The organism is Gymnodinialimonas sp. 202GB13-11 (assembly GCF_040932485.1).
Lineage (GTDB): Bacteria > Pseudomonadota > Alphaproteobacteria > Rhodobacterales > Rhodobacteraceae > Gymnodinialimonas > Gymnodinialimonas hymeniacidonis.
In genome coordinates, this window is the sequence record NZ_JBFRBH010000001.1 from 665,020 (window position 1) to 682,847 (window position 17,828).

Annotated in this window: 17 protein-coding genes; 10 read left to right on the plus strand and 7 right to left on the minus strand. The window is 62.4% G+C overall.

Annotated elements, in window-relative coordinates; translation table 11 throughout:
- Nucleotides 1-177: 177 nt before the first annotated feature.
- The 4 genes from dprA to tldD all read right to left on the minus strand — a co-directional run bounded on the left by dprA (nt 178) and on the right by tldD (nt 3,792).
- Nucleotides 178-1,359, minus strand: coding sequence for a DNA-processing protein DprA (gene dprA, locus V8J81_RS03375; RefSeq protein ID WP_368474340.1), 1,182 nt, complete (start codon nt 1,357-1,359; stop codon nt 178-180).
- A 35-nt stretch (nt 1,360-1,394) separates the two neighbouring features.
- Nucleotides 1,395-1,802 (minus strand): hypothetical protein, encoded by a 408-nt coding sequence (locus V8J81_RS03380; RefSeq protein ID WP_368474341.1) that lies wholly within the window; start codon nt 1,800-1,802, stop codon nt 1,395-1,397.
- A 74-nt stretch (nt 1,803-1,876) separates the two neighbouring features.
- The gene (locus V8J81_RS03385; RefSeq protein WP_368474342.1) at nt 1,877-2,371 is read right to left on the minus strand and encodes a GNAT family N-acetyltransferase; all 495 of its coding nucleotides are present in this window, start codon (nt 2,369-2,371) and stop codon (nt 1,877-1,879) included.
- Complete coding sequence (gene tldD / locus V8J81_RS03390) at nt 2,368-3,792, minus strand: metalloprotease TldD (RefSeq protein WP_368474343.1); 1,425 nt, start codon at nt 3,790-3,792, stop codon at nt 2,368-2,370. Before tldD ends, V8J81_RS03385 begins: the two co-directional genes overlap by 4 nt.
- A 330-nt stretch (nt 3,793-4,122) precedes the next feature.
- Between tldD and coxB the strand changes: the two genes are divergently transcribed.
- The 10 genes from coxB to V8J81_RS03440 all read left to right on the plus strand — a co-directional run bounded on the left by coxB (nt 4,123) and on the right by V8J81_RS03440 (nt 13,096).
- Complete coding sequence (coxB, locus tag V8J81_RS03395; RefSeq protein ID WP_368474344.1) at nt 4,123-5,013, plus strand: cytochrome c oxidase subunit II; 891 nt, start codon at nt 4,123-4,125, stop codon at nt 5,011-5,013.
- 9 nt (nt 5,014-5,022) lie between these two features.
- On the plus strand, nt 5,023-5,958 hold the full coding sequence (gene cyoE / locus V8J81_RS03400; RefSeq protein ID WP_368474345.1) for a heme o synthase: 936 nt from the start codon (nt 5,023-5,025) through the stop codon (nt 5,956-5,958).
- Complete coding sequence (locus V8J81_RS03405) at nt 5,958-6,155, plus strand: cytochrome c oxidase system small membrane protein (protein WP_368474346.1); 198 nt, start codon at nt 5,958-5,960, stop codon at nt 6,153-6,155. Before cyoE ends, V8J81_RS03405 begins: the two co-directional genes overlap by 1 nt.
- 14 nt (nt 6,156-6,169) lie before the next feature.
- Nucleotides 6,170-6,730 (plus strand): cytochrome c oxidase assembly protein, encoded by a 561-nt coding sequence (locus V8J81_RS03410; RefSeq protein WP_368477591.1) that lies wholly within the window; start codon nt 6,170-6,172, stop codon nt 6,728-6,730.
- Between the two features lie 22 nt (nt 6,731-6,752).
- A complete protein-coding gene (locus V8J81_RS03415; protein WP_368474347.1) occupies nt 6,753-7,562 on the plus strand; it encodes a cytochrome c oxidase subunit 3 in 810 nt (269 codons plus the stop codon).
- Nucleotides 7,563-7,750: 188 nt separating this feature from the next.
- Nucleotides 7,751-8,425, plus strand: a complete 675-nt coding sequence (locus tag V8J81_RS03420) for an SURF1 family protein (protein WP_368474348.1) — start codon at nt 7,751-7,753, stop codon at nt 8,423-8,425.
- Between the two features lie 10 nt (nt 8,426-8,435).
- Complete coding sequence (gene thrC, locus V8J81_RS03425; protein WP_368474349.1) at nt 8,436-9,821, plus strand: threonine synthase; 1,386 nt, start codon at nt 8,436-8,438, stop codon at nt 9,819-9,821.
- Entirely contained in the window at nt 9,818-11,080 is a 1,263-nt protein-coding gene (locus V8J81_RS03430; protein WP_368474350.1) for a M16 family metallopeptidase, read from the plus strand. The genes thrC and V8J81_RS03430 overlap by 4 nt, the downstream gene beginning before the upstream one ends.
- Nucleotides 11,080-11,664, plus strand: coding sequence for a GNAT family N-acetyltransferase (locus tag V8J81_RS03435; RefSeq protein ID WP_368474351.1), 585 nt, complete (start codon nt 11,080-11,082; stop codon nt 11,662-11,664). Before V8J81_RS03430 ends, V8J81_RS03435 begins: the two co-directional genes overlap by 1 nt.
- A gap of 31 nt (nt 11,665-11,695) precedes the next feature.
- Nucleotides 11,696-13,096, plus strand: a complete 1,401-nt coding sequence (locus V8J81_RS03440) for an FAD-binding oxidoreductase (RefSeq protein WP_368474352.1) — start codon at nt 11,696-11,698, stop codon at nt 13,094-13,096.
- Between the two features lie 72 nt (nt 13,097-13,168).
- Here V8J81_RS03440 and metG read toward each other — a convergent pair whose 3' ends face one another.
- The 3 genes from metG to V8J81_RS03455 form a co-directional block, all read right to left on the minus strand.
- On the minus strand, nt 13,169-14,872 hold the full coding sequence (metG, locus tag V8J81_RS03445; RefSeq protein WP_368474353.1) for a methionine--tRNA ligase: 1,704 nt from the start codon (nt 14,870-14,872) through the stop codon (nt 13,169-13,171).
- A gap of 65 nt (nt 14,873-14,937) precedes the next feature.
- Nucleotides 14,938-16,236 (minus strand): serine hydrolase, encoded by a 1,299-nt coding sequence (locus V8J81_RS03450; RefSeq protein ID WP_368474354.1) that lies wholly within the window; start codon nt 16,234-16,236, stop codon nt 14,938-14,940.
- Between the two features lie 75 nt (nt 16,237-16,311).
- Nucleotides 16,312-17,544, minus strand: a complete 1,233-nt coding sequence (locus tag V8J81_RS03455; protein WP_368474355.1) for an MFS transporter — start codon at nt 17,542-17,544, stop codon at nt 16,312-16,314.
- Nucleotides 17,545-17,828 lie beyond the last annotated feature (284 nt).

Genomic DNA, 17,828 nt, shown 5'->3' on the forward strand with positions numbered 1-17,828 from the left:
GGGCAGATGTCAATGCGGGGTGTGTGAAGAGGGCGGCCCGGGTCGCCGAACGACCCATTCGCCCACCCCCGCCCGCCGGCCAGGGCTTTGTTGCTGGGACTTGCGGGAAAGCACAGGCGGCGCACACGGGGCCGGTGTCGCATTTGCATTTTCATGAAACAAGGATGGGCGGGTGCTTCATTCACCGGTGAGGTGCACCATCCCGCCGGGGGCGCGACGCAGACGCCCGGACAGTTCCAGAATAGCCAGCGCCTGTGCGAGGTCACGTGGGGTCGTTTCGAGGTCGCGGACCAGTTGGTCTTCGGCGACGGGCACGGGGCCAAGGGTTGCTAGGATGCGGGCCTCCAAAGGATCGGAACGCGTGTCTTGCTTTTCGGTCTTGGGCTGCGGTTCGGGCCGCGCGGTTTCGCGCAACGGCGTCGCTGGTGTTCCGAGCGCTTCCATCACATCGTCGGCGTTGCGCACAAGCGTTGCACCGTCGCGCAGAAGGATATTCCCGCCCGAGGCTCGGCTGTCCATCGGGTGGCCGGGCACGGCCATGACCTCGCGGCCTTGATCGGCGGCCATGCGCGCAGTGATGAGAGAGCCGGAGCGCGCGGCGGCCTCAATCACGATCACGCCCTGGGCGAGCCCCGAGACGATGCGGTTGCGGCGGGGGAAGTGGCGGGCTTGCGGTTGCAGGCCGAGTGGTTGTTCCGACAAGCGCAGGCCGGATTGCGTGATTTTCGTGGCCAGATCGGCGTTCTCGCTCGGGTAGGCGACGTCCACGCCGCCGGCCATTACGGCGATAGTTCCGGTGGGTAGACTGGCTGTGTGGGCAAGCGCGTCGATGCCGCGTGCAAGGCCGGAGACCACAGTGAACCCGGCCTCCCCCAACTCAGCGGCCAGTTTGCGGACCATGCGCGCGCCGAGGCTGGAGGCATTGCGGGTGCCGACTATGGCCACGCAGGGGCGCGCCATCAGGCTTGTTCGGCCAATGGCCCAAAGGATTGGTGGGGCGTCTGATATTTCAGCCAGATGCTCAGGGTATTCGGGATCGCCTAGGCAGATCATACGGGCCCCGGCCCGCGCGGCGGCGCGTAGTTCTGCTTTGACGACAGGTTCGGGGCAGGGCTGATAGCCCTTCACGCCAGCGGCGGCGGCGACCTCGGGCAGGGCGGCCAGTGCAGCCTTGGCCGAGCCATGTTCGGCCAGCAAGCGCAGGTAGGTGGCGGGCCCAACGCGGCGGGAGCGGATCAGGCGCAGCCGAGTGGCGCGGTCATCATCGCTAGCCGATGGAGGCGGTACGAAGCCAGCTGGAGCCTCGTAAAAACCGGGGTCGGGTGCGTAGTGCAGTTGAGAATCGGGTGCGGTCCACATGGGGACAGGCTTGGCGGGAATTGGTTAACGGTTCGTTACCGGGCCGGGGCAATGAGGGTGTCAGGTGCGATCCAACGCGTGGCGCACCACAAGGCCATTGCGTGCAGTGCCACGACGGGTGACAGAATCAGCATCGCCCCTATTGCGGCGGCGGTGGGGTCTAGCAGTTGGTAAATCACGCCGATGCCGAGTGGCAGTATCACAGACGCAAGAAGCGCCACGCCCCGTCCCGCAAGGCCTATCCGCATGGCCCATGCCCCGATTAGCAGTGCGAGGGGCACGGCGTAAAGGCCGACAAACGGGGCCATCACGGCCAGACCGGCAAAGGAGCCTAGTACCTGTAGGGCAGGATTCTCCAACTGAGCGCTGAGCAGCAGAAAAGGAAGACCGAGTGCCAGCATGACGGCAGCGGGGCCGAGCAAGGTGATCAGGCTAATTTTCACCAAGGCACCTGCCGTCAATTGCCGGTGACCATGGCGGCGTGATCGAAAAGCTGGCGAGAAAAATCTTGGTTCGGTCATGGCGCAGAGTGCAGAGGCTTGGTCATGATCTGGACGTGAAGGGTAAATGTGCCCGGACCCTCAGTCGTATCGAGGGCCATGTCAGCGCGGCGCCCGAGGCGCCAGCCTTCGCGTTGGTAGAAACGGATTGCGCGGGCATTCTCGATCACGACGTCCAGCCATGCCTCGGTCACACCACTCGCCGCAAGTCGCGCCTCCGCGTCGTGCAGTAAGGCCGCGGCAAGACCCGTCCCACGTGCGGCGGGGGCTACGAACAATTGCTGCATTTCATCGTCCCGGATCACGCATAGGCCCAGAGGTGCGCTGGGTGCACCTGCCGTGCGCAGGTCGGGCAGCATAAGGGGCAGACGCGCCCGGAAGTCTGCGAGTGTGCGCAGATCGACCAATTCTTGCGGAACATGGGCCGCGTGAGCCTCATGCCAGGCGTCGTGCCAGACCTGGGCCAGCGGATCGAGATCAGCCCCGGTGGCTTCGCGGATCGCGTGGGTCACGCCGCCGAGCCGCCGACCGTGAGCCCGCCAATCAGCAGGGTCGGCTGACCCACGCCCACGGGCACCCACTGGCCGTTCTTGCCGCAATTGCCCATGCCCGGATCAAGCGCCATGTCGTTGCCGATGGCGCGCACTTGCGTCATGGCAGTGGCGCCGTCACCGATCAGGGTCGCTCCTTTCACAGGCGCGCCGACGACACCGTTCTTCACGCGGTAAGCTTCGGTGCAGCTGAAGACGAACTTGCCGTTGGTGATGTCGACCTGTCCGCCGCCGAAGCCCACAGCGTAGATGCCGTCCTTCACATCGCCAACGATGTCCGCTGGGTCGGTGTCACCGCCGAGCATGTAGGTGTTCGTCATCCGCGTCATGGGGGCATGGTCGAAGCCTTGGCGGCGTCCATTGCCCGTAGGCTCCACACCCATCAGGCGCGCCGATTGCCGGTCCTGCATGTAGCCCACGAGGATGCCGTCCTCAATCAGTGTCGTCGCGTGGGACGGCGTGCCTTCGTCATCGACAGAGATGGAGCCACGCCGGTCGGGGATCGTTCCGTCGTCCAGCACAGTCACACCTTCTGCGGCCACGCGCTGACCCATCAGCCCCGCGAAGGCGCTTTGTTTCTTGCGGTTGAAATCACCCTCCAGACCGTGACCCACCGCTTCGTGCAGCAAGATACCGGGCCAGCCGGAGCCGAGCGCCACGTCCATCACGCCGGCAGGCGCGGGTTCAGCGGAGAGGTTCACGACTGCAATGCGCAGGGCTTCCTTGGCGACAGATTCCCAATGCGGACGCTCCATCAGGCCGACCAGCCCGACACGCCCGCCACCGCCAGCGGAGCCGGACTCGCGTCGGCCATTTTCCTCGACGATGATCGACACGTTCAGACGCACCATAGGGCGCACGTCGCTGACGCGAGTGCCCTCGGGGCGGAGGATTTCAACCTCCTGATGGGAAGCTGCCATCGACGCGCTGACCTGTACAACGCGCGGGTCCAATGCCCGCGCGAAAGCGTCGATTTCAGCCAGGGTTTCCAGTTTCACGCCGAATTCGGCCCCCGCCATCGGGTCTTCGTCTGTGTAGAGTTTTTCGTTGGTGCCACGCGGCGCGTCGGCAAGCGTGCCCCCACCATCGCCTACAGCCAGGCGCGCGGTCTCGGCGGCGCGCAGGAGCGCGGCCTCAGACATTTCGGTGGAATGGGCGTAGCCCGCAACTTCGCCTTTCACCGCCCGCAGACCAAAGCCTTGCGCAGCGTCGTAGGAGGCGTTCTTGACGCGGCCATCGTCGAAGACCAGCACTTCTGATCGGCGGCGTTCTAGGAAAAGCTCCCCATCCTCAGCCCCATCTGTCGCGGCACGCAGGATGCGCAGGGCCGCGGCTTCATCGAGATGAGTCTCAAACGGGCGGAAGGGGCTTGTATCGGCCATGGGCGGGTCTCCTTGTTCCTGCCTTCTACATATGTCGTTTTGGGCCGGGTGCGACACCCCGTCTCGCTTGGGCGAGGGATTTCTTGGCAGGAGCGCGCAGGCCCCAAATAAAATAAGCTATTTCAATGGCTAGGGCCCCTGCGCGGCTCGCTTTGCGATACGCTTTCGGAGACGCGCGTACCGCGTCGCGGTGCGCTTGCCTGAGACAATTTACGCCACTGCCTTGCGCGTTCGCACGCGATATGGTCTGGCCAAATCGGAACAGGACCGGCTGCGACCGGTGGGCATTCCCCCGCCGTGAACGACCGAACGGACAACAGGACAGACCACATGGCACTTCGCACGAAGCTCAGCGGCCTTTGGGCCGCGCTTGGCGCAACCCTTACCGCGACCGCCGTCTCCGCACAGACGGTTGGAATGCGGGAAGGACTAGACATCATTGGCGCTCCGGTGCCCGGCGGCACAGGGTTTCAGCCCGGTGTGACCGAAGGCGCGCTCGACATCCGCGCGCTCGATGGGTTCCTGCATATCATCGCGATCATCATCACGCTGTTTGTGCTGGCCCTGATGGTTTGGGTTGCGGTGAAGCATAACGCCAAGGCCAATCCTGAGCCTGCTACCTTCTCTCACAATACCCCGATCGAGGTGACATGGACGCTCGTGCCTCTGTTGATCCTCGTCGTGATCGGCGCCTTCTCTCTGCCCGTTCTGTTCAAGCAGCAGACCATTCCAGAGGCTGATGTCGTTGTGCGCGCCACGGGCTATCAGTGGTACTGGGGTTACGAGTATCCGGAGGAAGGCATCTCCTATGACAGCTTCATGCTGAACGAGGATGAGCTTGCCGATTACGGTTACAGCCGCGATGAATATCTGCTGGCCACCGACACGGCAGTCGTCGTCCCAACCGGCCAGACGGTTGTGGTGCAGGTGACGGCCGCAGACGTGATCCATTCCTGGACGATCCCGGCCTTCGGCGTGAAGCAGGACGGCGTGCCGGGCCGCCTGGCGGAGCTGCACTTCAACGTGGAGCCGGGTCAGGAAGGTATCTACTTCGGCCAATGTTCGGAGCTTTGCGGCGCGGCCCATGCTTACATGCCGATCACCGTTTTTGCCGTGACACCGGAAGAGTATGATGCGTGGCTGGCCGGTGAAGCGGCTGAATTCGCCTCCCTCGAAGGGGCGCGTGCGCCGCGTTACATTGAACTGGCCTCGGCCGAGTAAGCCCGTCAGATGAGCGATCTCACCGCACAGACCGGAACCGAAACCCGCACCGCAGAAGGCGAGGCGGGTTTTGGCGATTACCTGGCGCTTCTTAAGCCGCGGGTGATGTCGCTAGTTGTGTTCACAGCCCTGGTTGGCTTGCTGGTCGCGCCCGGCGGCGTGTCACCCATGATCGGCTTCACCGCGATCCTGTTCATCGCATTGGGGGCAGGGGCCTCTGGCGCGCTAAACATGTGGTATGACGCCGATATTGACGCGGTCATGAAGCGGACGGCGAAACGGCCCGTGCCTGCGGGTAAGGTTCCTGCCGGTGAGGCGCTGACGCTGGGGCTTTGGCTTTCCGCGATTTCGGTGGTGATGCTTGGGCTGGCAACGAATTGGGTCGCTGCCGGGCTGCTGGCCTTCACCATCTTCTTCTACGCGGTTGTTTACACGATGTGGCTGAAGCGCGCGACGCCGCAGAACATCGTAATTGGTGGTGCGGCCGGGGCCTTCCCACCGGTCATCGGTTGGGCGGCTGTTACAGGTGATGTCTCCATCGCATCTGTCCTGATGTTTGGCCTGATCTTCATGTGGACGCCGCCGCATTTCTGGGCGCTCGCGCTGTTCATGAAGTCGGATTATCACAAGGCCGACGTGCCGATGCTGACGGTGACCCATGGCCGGAAGGAAACGCGCAAGCAAATCCTGATCTACACGGTCCTTCTGGTGCCGGTTGCCCTTGGCTTAGCCTTCACCGCCGTGGCCGGGCCGGTTTATCTGGCCGCTGCCGTGGTGCTGAATGCGATCTTCCTGAAAGGCGCATGGGACATCTGGCGACGCGATGAAGAGACTGCCGAGGCGGACGGCTATGCTGTTGAGAAGAAAGTCTTCAAATTCTCGCTGCTCTACCTGTTCCTGCACTTCGGCGCTCTGCTGATCGATGCGATCTGGAGGCTCATCTGATGCCCTTGGCTGAAACGCACGAAATCCACAAACGCCGCTTTGGCCGCAACTTTGGCACGGCTCTGTGCCTGGTCGGTTTCTGCGCTGTCGTGTTCGGCCTGACGATCGCGAAAGTGCGCGAAGGCTCGATGCTGGAAGCGCACGATCACCAGCCGCGTGCCTCGGTCCTTCCGATTTCGGAGGAGCTGAGCCAGTGAGTGAACGCCGCGCCATGGATCCCAAGGCCAAGACCGTCCTGCAATTGTTGGGCGTGATCTGCTTTATGGGCGCTCTGACGGTTGCCGCCGTGCCGTTCTACGACTGGTTCTGCCGTGTGACGGGCTTTGGCGGGGCGACGGTGCAGGCTGATGCAGGCAGCGACGTGATCCTGGATCAGGAAATCCGCATCCGCTTTGCCGCCAACACCGCGCGCGACATGCCGTGGGAGTTCCGCCCAATGGAGCCGCATGTGGACATCCGCATCGGGGAGACCGGGCTGGCTTTCTACGAGGCTTACAACCCGACCAGTGAGCCGATTGCTGGCACAGCCAGCTTCAACGTGGCCCCATTCGATGTGGGCGGCTATTTCGTGAAGATCGCCTGCTTCTGTTTCGAGTTGCAGGTGCTTCAGCCCGGCGAGCGGGTGGAGATGCCCGTAACCTTCTTTGTCGACCCCGAGATCCTTGATGATCCCACGGTGCGCGACACACCCGCCATAACCCTGTCCTACACATTCCATGTGACGGACATGCCCGAAAACGACGACTACGCCGCGCTCGACGCAGGCAACTGAACGACAGACCGGAGAGACCGAAATGGCCCACGTCAAAAAGCACGACTATCACATTTTGCAGCCATCAATCTGGCCGCTGGTGGCCGCAGTGGGCGCCTTTGCGATGCTGTTCGGGGCAGTGAACTGGATGCATTCGGGCAGCCCGTGGCTGTTCCTCGCCGGGTTCGTCGCCGTGCTTTACGTTATGTTCGCCTGGTGGTCGGATGTCGTCAGCGAAAGCCATGATGGCGATCACACGCCGGTTGTGCGCCTTGGCCTGCGCTACGGCTTCATCATGTTCATCATGTCCGAAGTCATGTTCTTCGTGGCGTGGTTCTGGGCGTTCTTCAAGCACGCCATCTTCCCGATGAACGAGTATGAGGCGAGCACCTACGTGCCGCCAGAAATCTACATTGTTGATCCGTTCCACCTGCCGCTGATCAACACGCTAATTCTGCTTCTGTCGGGCTGTCTTGTGACATGGTCGCACCACGCGCTTGTCCATGGCGGGGCGCGCAAGGATGTGGCCACCGGCCTGATCGGGGCGGTTGTTCTGGGGGTCCTGTTCACGGCACTGCAGGCCTACGAATACTATGAGCTGATCGTTCACCACGGTTGGGAATTCATCAACGGTGACAAGTTCTACTCGACCTTCTTCATGGCCACAGGCTTTCACGGCTTCCACGTCGTGGTGGGCACGATCTTCCTGTTCATCTGCTGGCTGCGGGTCCGCTCCGGCCACTTCACGGCGGAGAAGCATGTCGGCTTTGAAGCTGCGGCTTGGTACTGGCACTTCGTTGACGTTGTCTGGCTGTTCCTGTTCCTGGCTGTCTACATCTGGGGCCAAGGCTAAGGCTGGGACCGGGCGGGGCAGGCGGAGCGCCCACCCGCCCACCCCGCTCCACCTCCCCCGCCCTGTGCGGGTCGAGCGGTTCGAAACATCGGATGTCCGATTGGGATGGAACGGATCGGTTTTGAGTATTTGAAACCAGTGGAAGAGGCCTGCCGCATGGCGGGCCTTTCGATTTCAGGGAGAGGCCAGTGCGCGCGCGGTTGATCACAGTAGGTTTGTTCGGGCTGATCGGAGCGGCCATCCTCGTCAGTCTCGGTGTGTGGCAATTGCAACGCCTCGCCTGGAAAGAGGGTGTATTGGCGGAGATCGATGCCCGCATCTCAGCTGCACCCGTTGCCGTGCCAGCCACGCCTGACCCGGTGGCGGATCGCTATTTGCCAGTCACGGCCGAAGGCGTCTTTGCCGGTGATCCCCTGCGCGTCTTGGTCTCCGTACAGGGGAGCGGTCCGGGCTATCGTCTGATCTCTCCGTTTGAGGCGGACGGGCGGCGCGTGTTGTTGGACCGCGGCTTTCTAGCGGAAGGGGTTGCCCTACCGGAGCCGCATGAAGGCCCCATCACCGTGACAGGCAACCTGCATTGGCCGGACGAAGTGGATGGCTTCACGCCAGAGCCAGACATCGCTCGCAACCAATGGTTCGCCCGCAACGTCGACGCGATGGCCGCGCATCTTGGGACGGAGCCTGTCTTCATTGTGCTGCGCGAGATGTCGGTCTCTGACGCGCCGGTGACGCCTTTGCCGGTGACGTCCGAGGGCATACCGAACAACCATCTGGGCTATGCAGTGCAATGGTTCGGGCTGGCGTTGGTGTGGTTGGGGATGACAGCGTTCCTGGCTTGGCGTATCACGCGGCGAACGGCTTAGAGGAATTCCGATGCGATATGTCTCGACCCGGGGGAAGGCCCCTGATCTGAGCTTTGAAGAGGCGATGCTGACCGGTCTGGCGCGGGACGGCGGGCTCTATGTGCCTGCCGAGATCCCAACGCTCAGCCAGGGTGAGATCGCCGCCATGGCGGGGCTGCCATATGAGGAGATCGCCTTTCGTGTGATGCGGCCCTTTATTGGCGATACCTTCGCGGATGCCGAGTTCGCAGAGTTGATCGAAAAGGCATATGCGGGCTTCGGCCACGCCGCCCGCGCGCCGCTGAAGCAGTTGCAGGAAAACCATTTCCTGCTCGAGCTTTTCCACGGCCCCACGCTAGCGTTCAAAGATTTCGCGATGCAGTTGATCGGCCAGATGTTTCAGAAGGCCTTGGGCCGTCGCGGCGATCGCGTAACGATTGTGGGCGCGACTTCGGGCGATACAGGTTCCGCCGCGATGGAGGCGTTCCGCGGCCTCGACAATGTCGACGTTTTCATCATGTACCCCCACGGCCGCGTGTCCGAGGTGCAGCGCCGTCAGATGACGACTGTGGCCGAGGGCAATGCCCACGCGCTGGCCGTGACGGGTGATTTCGACACCTGCCAGGCGCGGCTGAAGGACATGTTCAACCATTTTGAGTTCCGCGACCGGGTGAAGCTGGCCGGTGTGAATTCGATCAACTGGGGCCGGGTTCTGGCGCAGGTCGTTTACTACTTCAGCGCCGCCGTGTCCCTTGGTGCGCCGCACCGGCCCGTGTCTTTCTGTGTGCCGACCGGCAATTTCGGTGACATCTTTGCGGGCTACATCGCCAAGCGCATGGGCCTGCCCATCGAGAAGCTGGTCATTGCGACGAACCAGAACGACATCCTGCACCGCGCGATGGTTTCGGGCGGATATGAGACGGAGGGCGTGACCCCTTCCATCAGTCCGTCGATGGATATTCAGGTCTCGTCCAATTTCGAACGTGCGTTGTTTGACGCTTATGGCCGAGATGGCGCGGCTGTGGCTCAGTTGATGGACGAGCTGAAATCCGGCGGCTTCAAGATCAGCCAGGGGGCCATCGGCGCGCTGCGCGATCACTTCGCCTCAGGCCGCGCGTCAGAGACGGAAACCTCCGCCATGATCAAGCGTGCCTTGCCGGAAATGGGAGAGCTTATGTGCCCCCATTCCGCCGTCGGCGTGCATGTGGCGCAAGACTTCCTCGGCGCGACACCAATGGTCACGCTGGCGACCGCACATCCCGCGAAATTCCCCGATGCGGTTGAGGCCGCGTCTGGCATTCGCCCACCTTTGCCCGCACGGATGGCTGACCTGTTTGACCGGTCGGAGCGGATCACGCGGGTTGAGGATGATCTTGCCGCAATTGAGGCGATCATCGAAGGGGGTGTCTTCGCGTGACAGTCGAAATTCATACGCTGTCCAACGGCATGCGCATCGTGACCGAGCATATGCCCGGGCTGGAATCAGCTGCACTTGGCGTCTGGGTCTCCGCTGGCGGGCGGCACGAAACGGTCGAACAGAACGGCATCGCGCATTTCCTTGAGCATATGGCGTTCAAAGGCACACAACGACGCTCCTCCCTGCAAATTGCCGAGGAAATTGAAGACGTTGGCGGATACATCAACGCCTATACCAGCCGCGAGGTCACGGCCTACTACGCACGCGTGCTGCGTGATGATGTGCCTTTGGCGCTCGACCTGATTTCCGACATTGTCCTCAACCCCATCTTCGACCCGCGCGAGATTGAGGTGGAGCGCGGCGTGATCCTGCAAGAGATCGGGCAAGCAGCGGATACACCGGACGACATCATCTTCGACTGGCTGCAAGAACAGGCGTTTCCAGAACAACCCCTTGGCCGCACAATTCTTGGCCCTGCAGAACGCGTGCGGGCCTTTGACCGCGCTGATTTCGACGCCTTTATCGGACAGCACTACGGACCTGAGCAGTTGATCCTGTCCGCTGCTGGCGCTGTGGATCACGATGAAATCGTGCGACTGGCCGAGGCTGCGTTTGGCCATCTGAAGCCGGTCGCGGGTGGTGTCCCCTTGCCTGGCCAGTTCGCTGGCGGCGAGGCGCGGGTGGTGAAAGGTTTGGAACAGGCTCATTTCACCCTGGCGCTTGAGGCCCCTGGCTATCGCTCAGACGAAATCTATGCCGCGCAGATCTTTGCGACCGCACTCGGCGGCGGCATGTCCTCGCGCTTGTTCCAGGAGATCCGGGAAAAGCGCGGCCTGTGCTACACGATCTATTCTCAGGTCGGCAGCTACGACGATACCGGCCTGCTGACGATCTACGCGGGAACGTCTGGTGAGGATGTGGCAGAGTTGGTGGGGCTGACGATTGATGAGCTGAAACGCTCCGCCGATACGATGACCGAAGCGGAGCTCGCCCGCGCGCGGGCGCAGATGAAAGCGGGGCTTCTGATGGGGCTGGAATCGCCTTCATCGCGCGCAGAACGTTTGGCGCGTCTTGTGGCGATCTGGAACCGCGTGCCGGGGCTGGAAGAAACCGTAGCGAAAATCGACGCCGTCACCTTGGACGCGTTGCAAGCGCAAGCCGGTGCCCTTGGGGCGACAGGCCGTGCGGCCATGGCGCTTTATGGTCCCGTGGAAAAGGCCCCATCCCTTGATCAAGTCAGGGAGCGTCTGGCCGCCTGATGATCGCGCGCAAACGCAATCTGCGCCTTGAGACAGAGCGTCTGACGCTGCGCTTACCGCGTCATGCGGATTTCCGGCTATGGTCTGCGTTGCGCCAGCAAAGCCGCGATTTTCTAACTCCGTGGGAGCCGACCTGGGCGGACGACCACCTGACACGGAAAAGCTTCACGGCCCGCGTTTACTGGGCACAGCGTTCCGTTAATCAGGGCTCGGCTGTGCCGTTGTTTATATTGCGCCGCTCGGATGACGCCCTGCTTGGGGCGATCACGCTGGACAATTTGCGTCGAGGTCCGGCGCAGTCGGCAACGCTTGGCTATTGGATCGGCCTGCCATTTGTGCGCCAAGGCTATATGCGAGAGGCTATTGGGGCAGTGTCGCACTATGCGTTCCGTGCGCTGGATCTGTCGCGGTTGGAGGCGGCTTGCCTACCCGAGAATGCCGCGTCACGCGGTGTGCTGGAAAAGTCGGGCTTCAAGTATGAAGGCGTCGCGCAGAGTTATTTGCAGATCAACGGCCGCTGGCGGAACCATGTGCTCTACGCCAATCTGCGCCACGACCGGCGCGGAAAGACGGATGTTGGGTGACGGCTCAACGGTCTTGGACTAAGTCTGGGACATGGATTTTCTGGATCAATTGAAACGAACGCTCCCTGCGGAGACATTCCGCGAGGTTGGTGCGCAATACCTCGAGGAACCGCGCGGCCGCTGGCAGGGTAAGGCCTTGGCGGTTTGCGCGCCTGGTTCGACCGAAGAAGTCTCCAAGCTGTTGGGTTTATGTAATGAATCGCGGGTGCCCGTGGTTCCCTATTCCGGTGGAACTGGGCTTGTCGGTGGGCAGATCAAGGGGGATGGCCCGGCGCCTGTCTTGCTATCGCTGGAGCGCATGAAAGCGGTTCGTGCCTTTGATGCAGAGGCCGGAACGCTGACGGTGGAGGCGGGCGCGATTTTGCAGGATGTGCACGGGATTGCGGAGGATGAGGGCTGGATCTTTCCGCTGACCTTGGCGAGCCAAGGCTCCGCGCGCATTGGCGGGTTGCTGGCCACAAATGCGGGCGGCGTGAATGTGATCCGCTACGGTAATGCACGCGATCTGGTGCTTGGGGTCGAGGCGGTTCTGGCGGACGGTACGATCGTTAACACCCTGTCACCGCTTAGAAAAAACAACACGGGTTATGATTTGCGGCATTTGCTGATCGGCTCGGAAGGGACGCTTGGGGTGATCACGGCGGCATCGCTGCGGCTTTTCGCGAAACCGTCTCAGACCGGTGCGGCGATGATAGCTGTAGCGTCACCGGAGGCTGCACTGGCGCTGCTAAGGCTGGCGCAGAAGGAGGTCGGAGAGGGGATTTCCGCCTTCGAATTGATCGGGAAGATGGGCTTCGAATTTCTATCCGAGGTGGGGCCTGAAATCCGCCAACCCTTTGAAAACGCGCCGGAATGGTGTTGTCTGATCGATCTGGGTCTGGCCCATGGCAGCTGTGAGGAGGCGCTTTCCGGGATCTTCGAAAAAGCCGCCGAGGCGGGGCTGGTCAGTGATGGCGCCATTGCTCAGTCCGAACAGCAGCGCGCGGATTTCTGGGCAATCCGTGAAAGCATTCCTGAGGCCAACCGGCGGATCGGGTCGGTCTCATCACACGATATCTCCGTTCCCGTTGGGCGCATCCCTGAATTCATTGAGAAGGCGCCTGCGCGGTTGGCGCAGGTAAATACGTTCAGAATCAATTGCTTCGGGCATATGGGCGACGGAAATCTGCACTACAACGTGTTCCCGATGCCCGGAAAGTCCCGCGCGGATCATGAGCATGAACGTGCGGCTGTGAAGGAATGTGTGCATGATCTGGCGCATGAATTGGGCGGCTCCGTTTCAGCGGAGCACGGGATCGGGCGGCTGAAAGTGGGCGATCTGGAGCGCTATGGCGATCCGGGCAAACTGGCTGCGATGCGGGCGATCAAGGCCGCGCTCGACCCGAACGGAATTCTGAATCCGGGCGCCGTTTTGCGGGCCGAGCGCGTGTAATGATCCTGTAGTTATCATGTAGTTTTTTTATAACTACACGATTTTCGCACAGAAAGCGGGCGTGTGCCCCGCTTAGGTGCGTACGCCTGAGAACTTCTCGGCCCATTCCTCACGCTGTTCATCCGCAATCTTGGCGAAAAGGACGTCTGGCACCGTGAACGCATGTCCGGCGGGCAGGGCGTTCATGGCGGCATCCGTTGGCCAGGCCAGGTCCGCACCCATTGCGTCGGCCATCGCCTGCGCGGCATCCGGGATGAACGGCGCGGAAAGGCCCGCGTAGAAGGGGATCAGGTTCAGGGCGAAGCGGGTGATGGCGGCGGCGCGGTCGGGGTCTTCCTTGAAAGCTGACCAGGGAGCCGCGGATTGGAGATATTCGTTGCCGGCGACCCAGATCGCGCGCAGCTCAGCGGATGCTTTGCGGATGTCGATGGCGTCCATGTGCGCCTGATAGGCTTTGAGGCGCTTTTCGAGATCGGCGATCAGGGCCGTTTCCTGATCACTGTATTCCCCGCCCTCTGGCACGGCCTCCCCAAACTTGGAACGGCAGAATTTGGTGATGCGGCTGACGAAATTCCCAAGAACATCGGCGAGGTCTTTGTTCACATCTTGCTGGAACGCTTCCCACGTGAACTCGGAGTCGGAGGTTTCTGGCGCGTGGGACAGGAGCCACCAGCGCCAATAGTCGCTCGGCAGGATCTCCAACGCCTGATCCATGAAGACACCCCGGCCCTGCGAGGTCGAGAATTGGCCACCGTCATAGTTCAGGTAGTTGAACGATTTGATGTAATCGACAAGCTTCCACGGCTGCCCCGATCCGAGGATCGTTGCAGGGAAGGAGAGCGTGTGAAACGGCACGTTGTCCTTGCCCATGAATTGCACATACCGGACGTCATCTGCACCCTTATCCACACGCCACCAGCGTTCCCAATCAGAAATCGTACCTTCCTCCACAGCCTCGGCGGCACAGGCGATATATTCGATCGGGGCGTCGAACCAGACGTAGAAAACCTTGCCTTCCATGCCTGGCCAGGGCTCTTCTCCGCGTTTGACGGGGATGCCCCAGTCCAGATCGCGGGTGATCCCACGGTCTTGCAGGCCGTCGCCATCGTTGAGCCATTTCTTGGCGATGGAGGTGGTCAGAATTGGCCAATCTTTCTTGCTGTCGATCCAGTCATTCAACTGATCGCGCATGGAGGATTGGCGCAGGTAGAGGTGCTTGGTCTCGCGCACTTCGAGATCGGTGGAACCGGAAATCGCGCTGCGCGGCTCGATCAGGTCAGTCGGATCAAGCTGCTTTGTGCAATTCTCACACTGGTCGCCCCGGGCTTTGTCGTAGCCGCAGTTCGGGCAGGTGCCCTCGATATAGCGATCGGGCAGGAAGCGGCCATCGGCGTTGGAATAGACCTGTTTCTCGGACACTTCCGAGATCAGGCCAGCCTCGGCCAGACGGCCCGCGAAATGCTGGGTCAGCTTGTGGTTCTGCGGGCTGGAGGAGCGCCCGAAATGGTCGAAGGACAGGCGGAAGCCTTTTGCCAGTTCGGCCTGCACGGCCCACATCTCGGCGCAATACTCTGCTACGGGCTTTCCCGCCTTGGCCGCCGCAAGCTCAGCCGGGGTGCCGTGTTCATCGGTGGCGCAGAGAAACAGCACCTCTTGCCCGCGGGCACGCAGATAGCGGGCGTAGAGGTCGGCAGGCAGTTGCGAGCCAACCAAATTCCCGAGGTGCTTGATCCCGTTGATATAGGGGATCGCCGAGGTGATGAGCGTGCGCGACATGGGCGGGCCTCTGCCAAGTGGATTGGCGTTAGCCTTTAGCGCGCAGCGATGGGGGTTGCCAGACCCTAGAGAAGTTCAAGCAACTGGTCGATCAGCACGCGGCGCACGGCCGGTTGTGTGCAAGCGTCCCAATTGATCGAAATCGTCGTGCCGTTGAGGTCATGGATGAACAGGGAGCTGACCCCGCCGGTGGGGTGCGAGGATCGGCAGAACCGTCCGGTATGGCGAATGCTTTCCCCATTGTCATAGTAGCCGATGGAATAGCCATCTGCGTCCATGCGCGGGTTGACCATGTGCGGTTGATCGGGCGCAAACCAGTGCCGGGCAAGGCGCGCATAATCCATCGCCGAGATTTCCCATCCGGCATAGGACGAGAGGGAGCCGAAGCGACCCTGGATCACTGCATCCGTTATGCCAACGGGCGTGACGATGCGGTCCATACAGGCCTGGGCATAGCTTTGGCCCGACAGGGCCTCGACCACGACGCCGAGGACCGCGTAATTGGTATTGTTGTAGAAATACGTGCCGGGTGTGCCGGTGATCGCGTCTTCTTGCAGCGCGGCGGCGGCCCAACGGCGGTGCAAGCCAAGCGCGCCGTGGGTATCCCGGGCCATGTTGGATTGCGTCAGGTCAGGGGCAAGGCCGGATGTATGCGTCGCCAGCGAAAGCAGCGTGATATGCTCGTTCCATGGGCGTGGGGTCAGCCCGGCGGCGGACATCTGTGAGGCAATGTCGCCGAGGGTCGTGTCCCAGCCCAGGCCGGTTTCGATCAACAATTGATCCACGCAGAGGCCGGTGATGGTCTTTGACATGCTCATAACGGGGCGGACATCGTCGGCGGTGCGGCCCATGCCGGTGCCGTATTCCGTGCCATCTGGCAAGATCACGGCCATGGCGCCGGTCTCAATTTCGTTGGCTTGCATCCAGCCGCGCCAGGCCTCGGCCATTGCATCGTAATCCGCGCTTGCCGCGACGGCGCGCGCCACTTCGCCGCGCGGGCCGCCAGCTGATGGGGGTGCGATTGTGGGAGGTGTGCCGATGCCCGCGACCTGGCCGAGCGGTTGGCTTTGCACCTGACCGGGAGCGATGGCGACTTGGGTCGGCGCCGCACCATTTTCCGGGCCCATGACGGCAAAAAACAATTGTGACAGAACCATCCCGATGCCTGGCGCGTCCTCAGACGGGGCGGGCGCGCTGGGGAAATCTGTGAGTGTTTCTGGCGCGGGGGCCGTCTCGGGTGCAATTGCGGCGAGTTCGAACCCGTTCATTTCCGTTTCCGGCACGCCGGAGACGTACAGATTCGCCACCAAAAAGATGAAGACGGCTGCGATCAGCGCCACGATACCACGGGAAAGAAAGGTCATTGCTCTGCTGCGATTTGTTACTTTGCCCGCAGATGAGTGCGGAATCGCGTCAGAAATTGGGCCGGAGCGGGGAATTTAGGGGGAGGGGCCGTCCTTGTCGGAGCGGCGGAACAGGCGCCCGACGCTGAAAGACGTGCGCGGGATCCAGATATAGGGCTGGCGTGTGTCCGACGGCGCACGGCGGCGCATTCGCACGACACCAAAGACGATCAGGCCGATATGGGCGGTCGAGACAAAGTAGAAAAGAGCCGCCGGGCCATAGGCCGTGATCAGGGCAGATGTGGCCAGAGGGGCGACAATAGCACCGGCTGCGAAACAGAACATCAGCGCGGCTGAGAGCTCGATCCGCTGATCATCGCTGGCCCAGTCATGGGCGTGGGCGGCTGAGATCGAATAGATCGGGAAGGTAGTGGCACCGAAGAGGGCGGCGGCGGAGAAAATGCCGATGGGGCCAAGGGTTGGCACGGCGATGGTCACGGCGCAGGCGAGGATCGAAGCGGCGGAGAACCAGATCAGCACCCAGCGCCTGTCATAGCGGTCTGCAAGCCAGCCTGCAGGCCATTGGGCCAGCGCCCCGCCAAGCACGACCGAGGCTAGGAAGAGACCAATCGCATCGGGTTGCAGGCCAACTTGCGCGCCGTAAAGCGGGCCGGTCATGCGGAAGCTGGCGCTCGACAGGCCAGCAACCACTACGCCAAGCGCGGCCAGCGGTGAAAGCTGCCAGGCGAGGCGGGGGCGCAGGCGAGGCGCGCCTTGTGCCTCGGGCTGTTTCAGGCGCGTGAGCGTGAGCGGCAGGAGGGCGGCGCAGCACAGAAGTGCCAGCAGGTTGTAGGAGACGTAGGAGGCCGGGGCGAGCAGGCCGATCATCAGCTGTGCCACGACCTGACTGCCGGTATCGACCATCCGGTAGATGCCCAGGGTCCGGCCTCGGTTTTCGTTGTTGGCCTTTGCCTGCAGCCAAGCCTCGATCACCGTATAGGCCCCGGCGATGCAAAGCCCGGTGAGGACGCGCATTGCGGCCCAGGCATAGGGATTGATGATCAGCATGTGCGCGAGAAGGCCAATCGCGCCCAGGGCGGTGCATACCGCAAAGCCACGGGAATGCCCGACGGCCCCGATGAGGCGCGGGGCCCACCAGCATCCGATGAAGAAACCCAGGAAATGCGCCGAGCCCAGAAGGCCGATCTGCCCGTTGCTGAAGCCGAGGACGGTGCCAGACAACACATCGAGCGGCCCCACGCCCGAAGACGAAAGCTGCAACAGGATCACCGACAGGAAGAGGGCGGCGAATGAGATGAGGAGGCGCATGGGAGCGGTCCGGCTGGCTATGGCTCCGGCTTAGGAGGGTGTTGGCGGCGGTGCAAGGGAATTGGGGCGGGAGTTGCCGCGCGCGCGGGCGTCGCCCACCCACCCACCCCGACGCCCCCCCCCCGCGCTCGCATGGTTTGCGGCGCGCGATGGGTCTTTGCGGCCAAAGCGTTGAGACCTGCTTAGAAGCGGTTCAGGGCGAGGTCTGCCCTGAACGCGCCCTTTCGAGGGTTTTGCCCTTGGATCACGCGTCAAGGACAAGCGGCCCCTGGGCCGACGGCTGG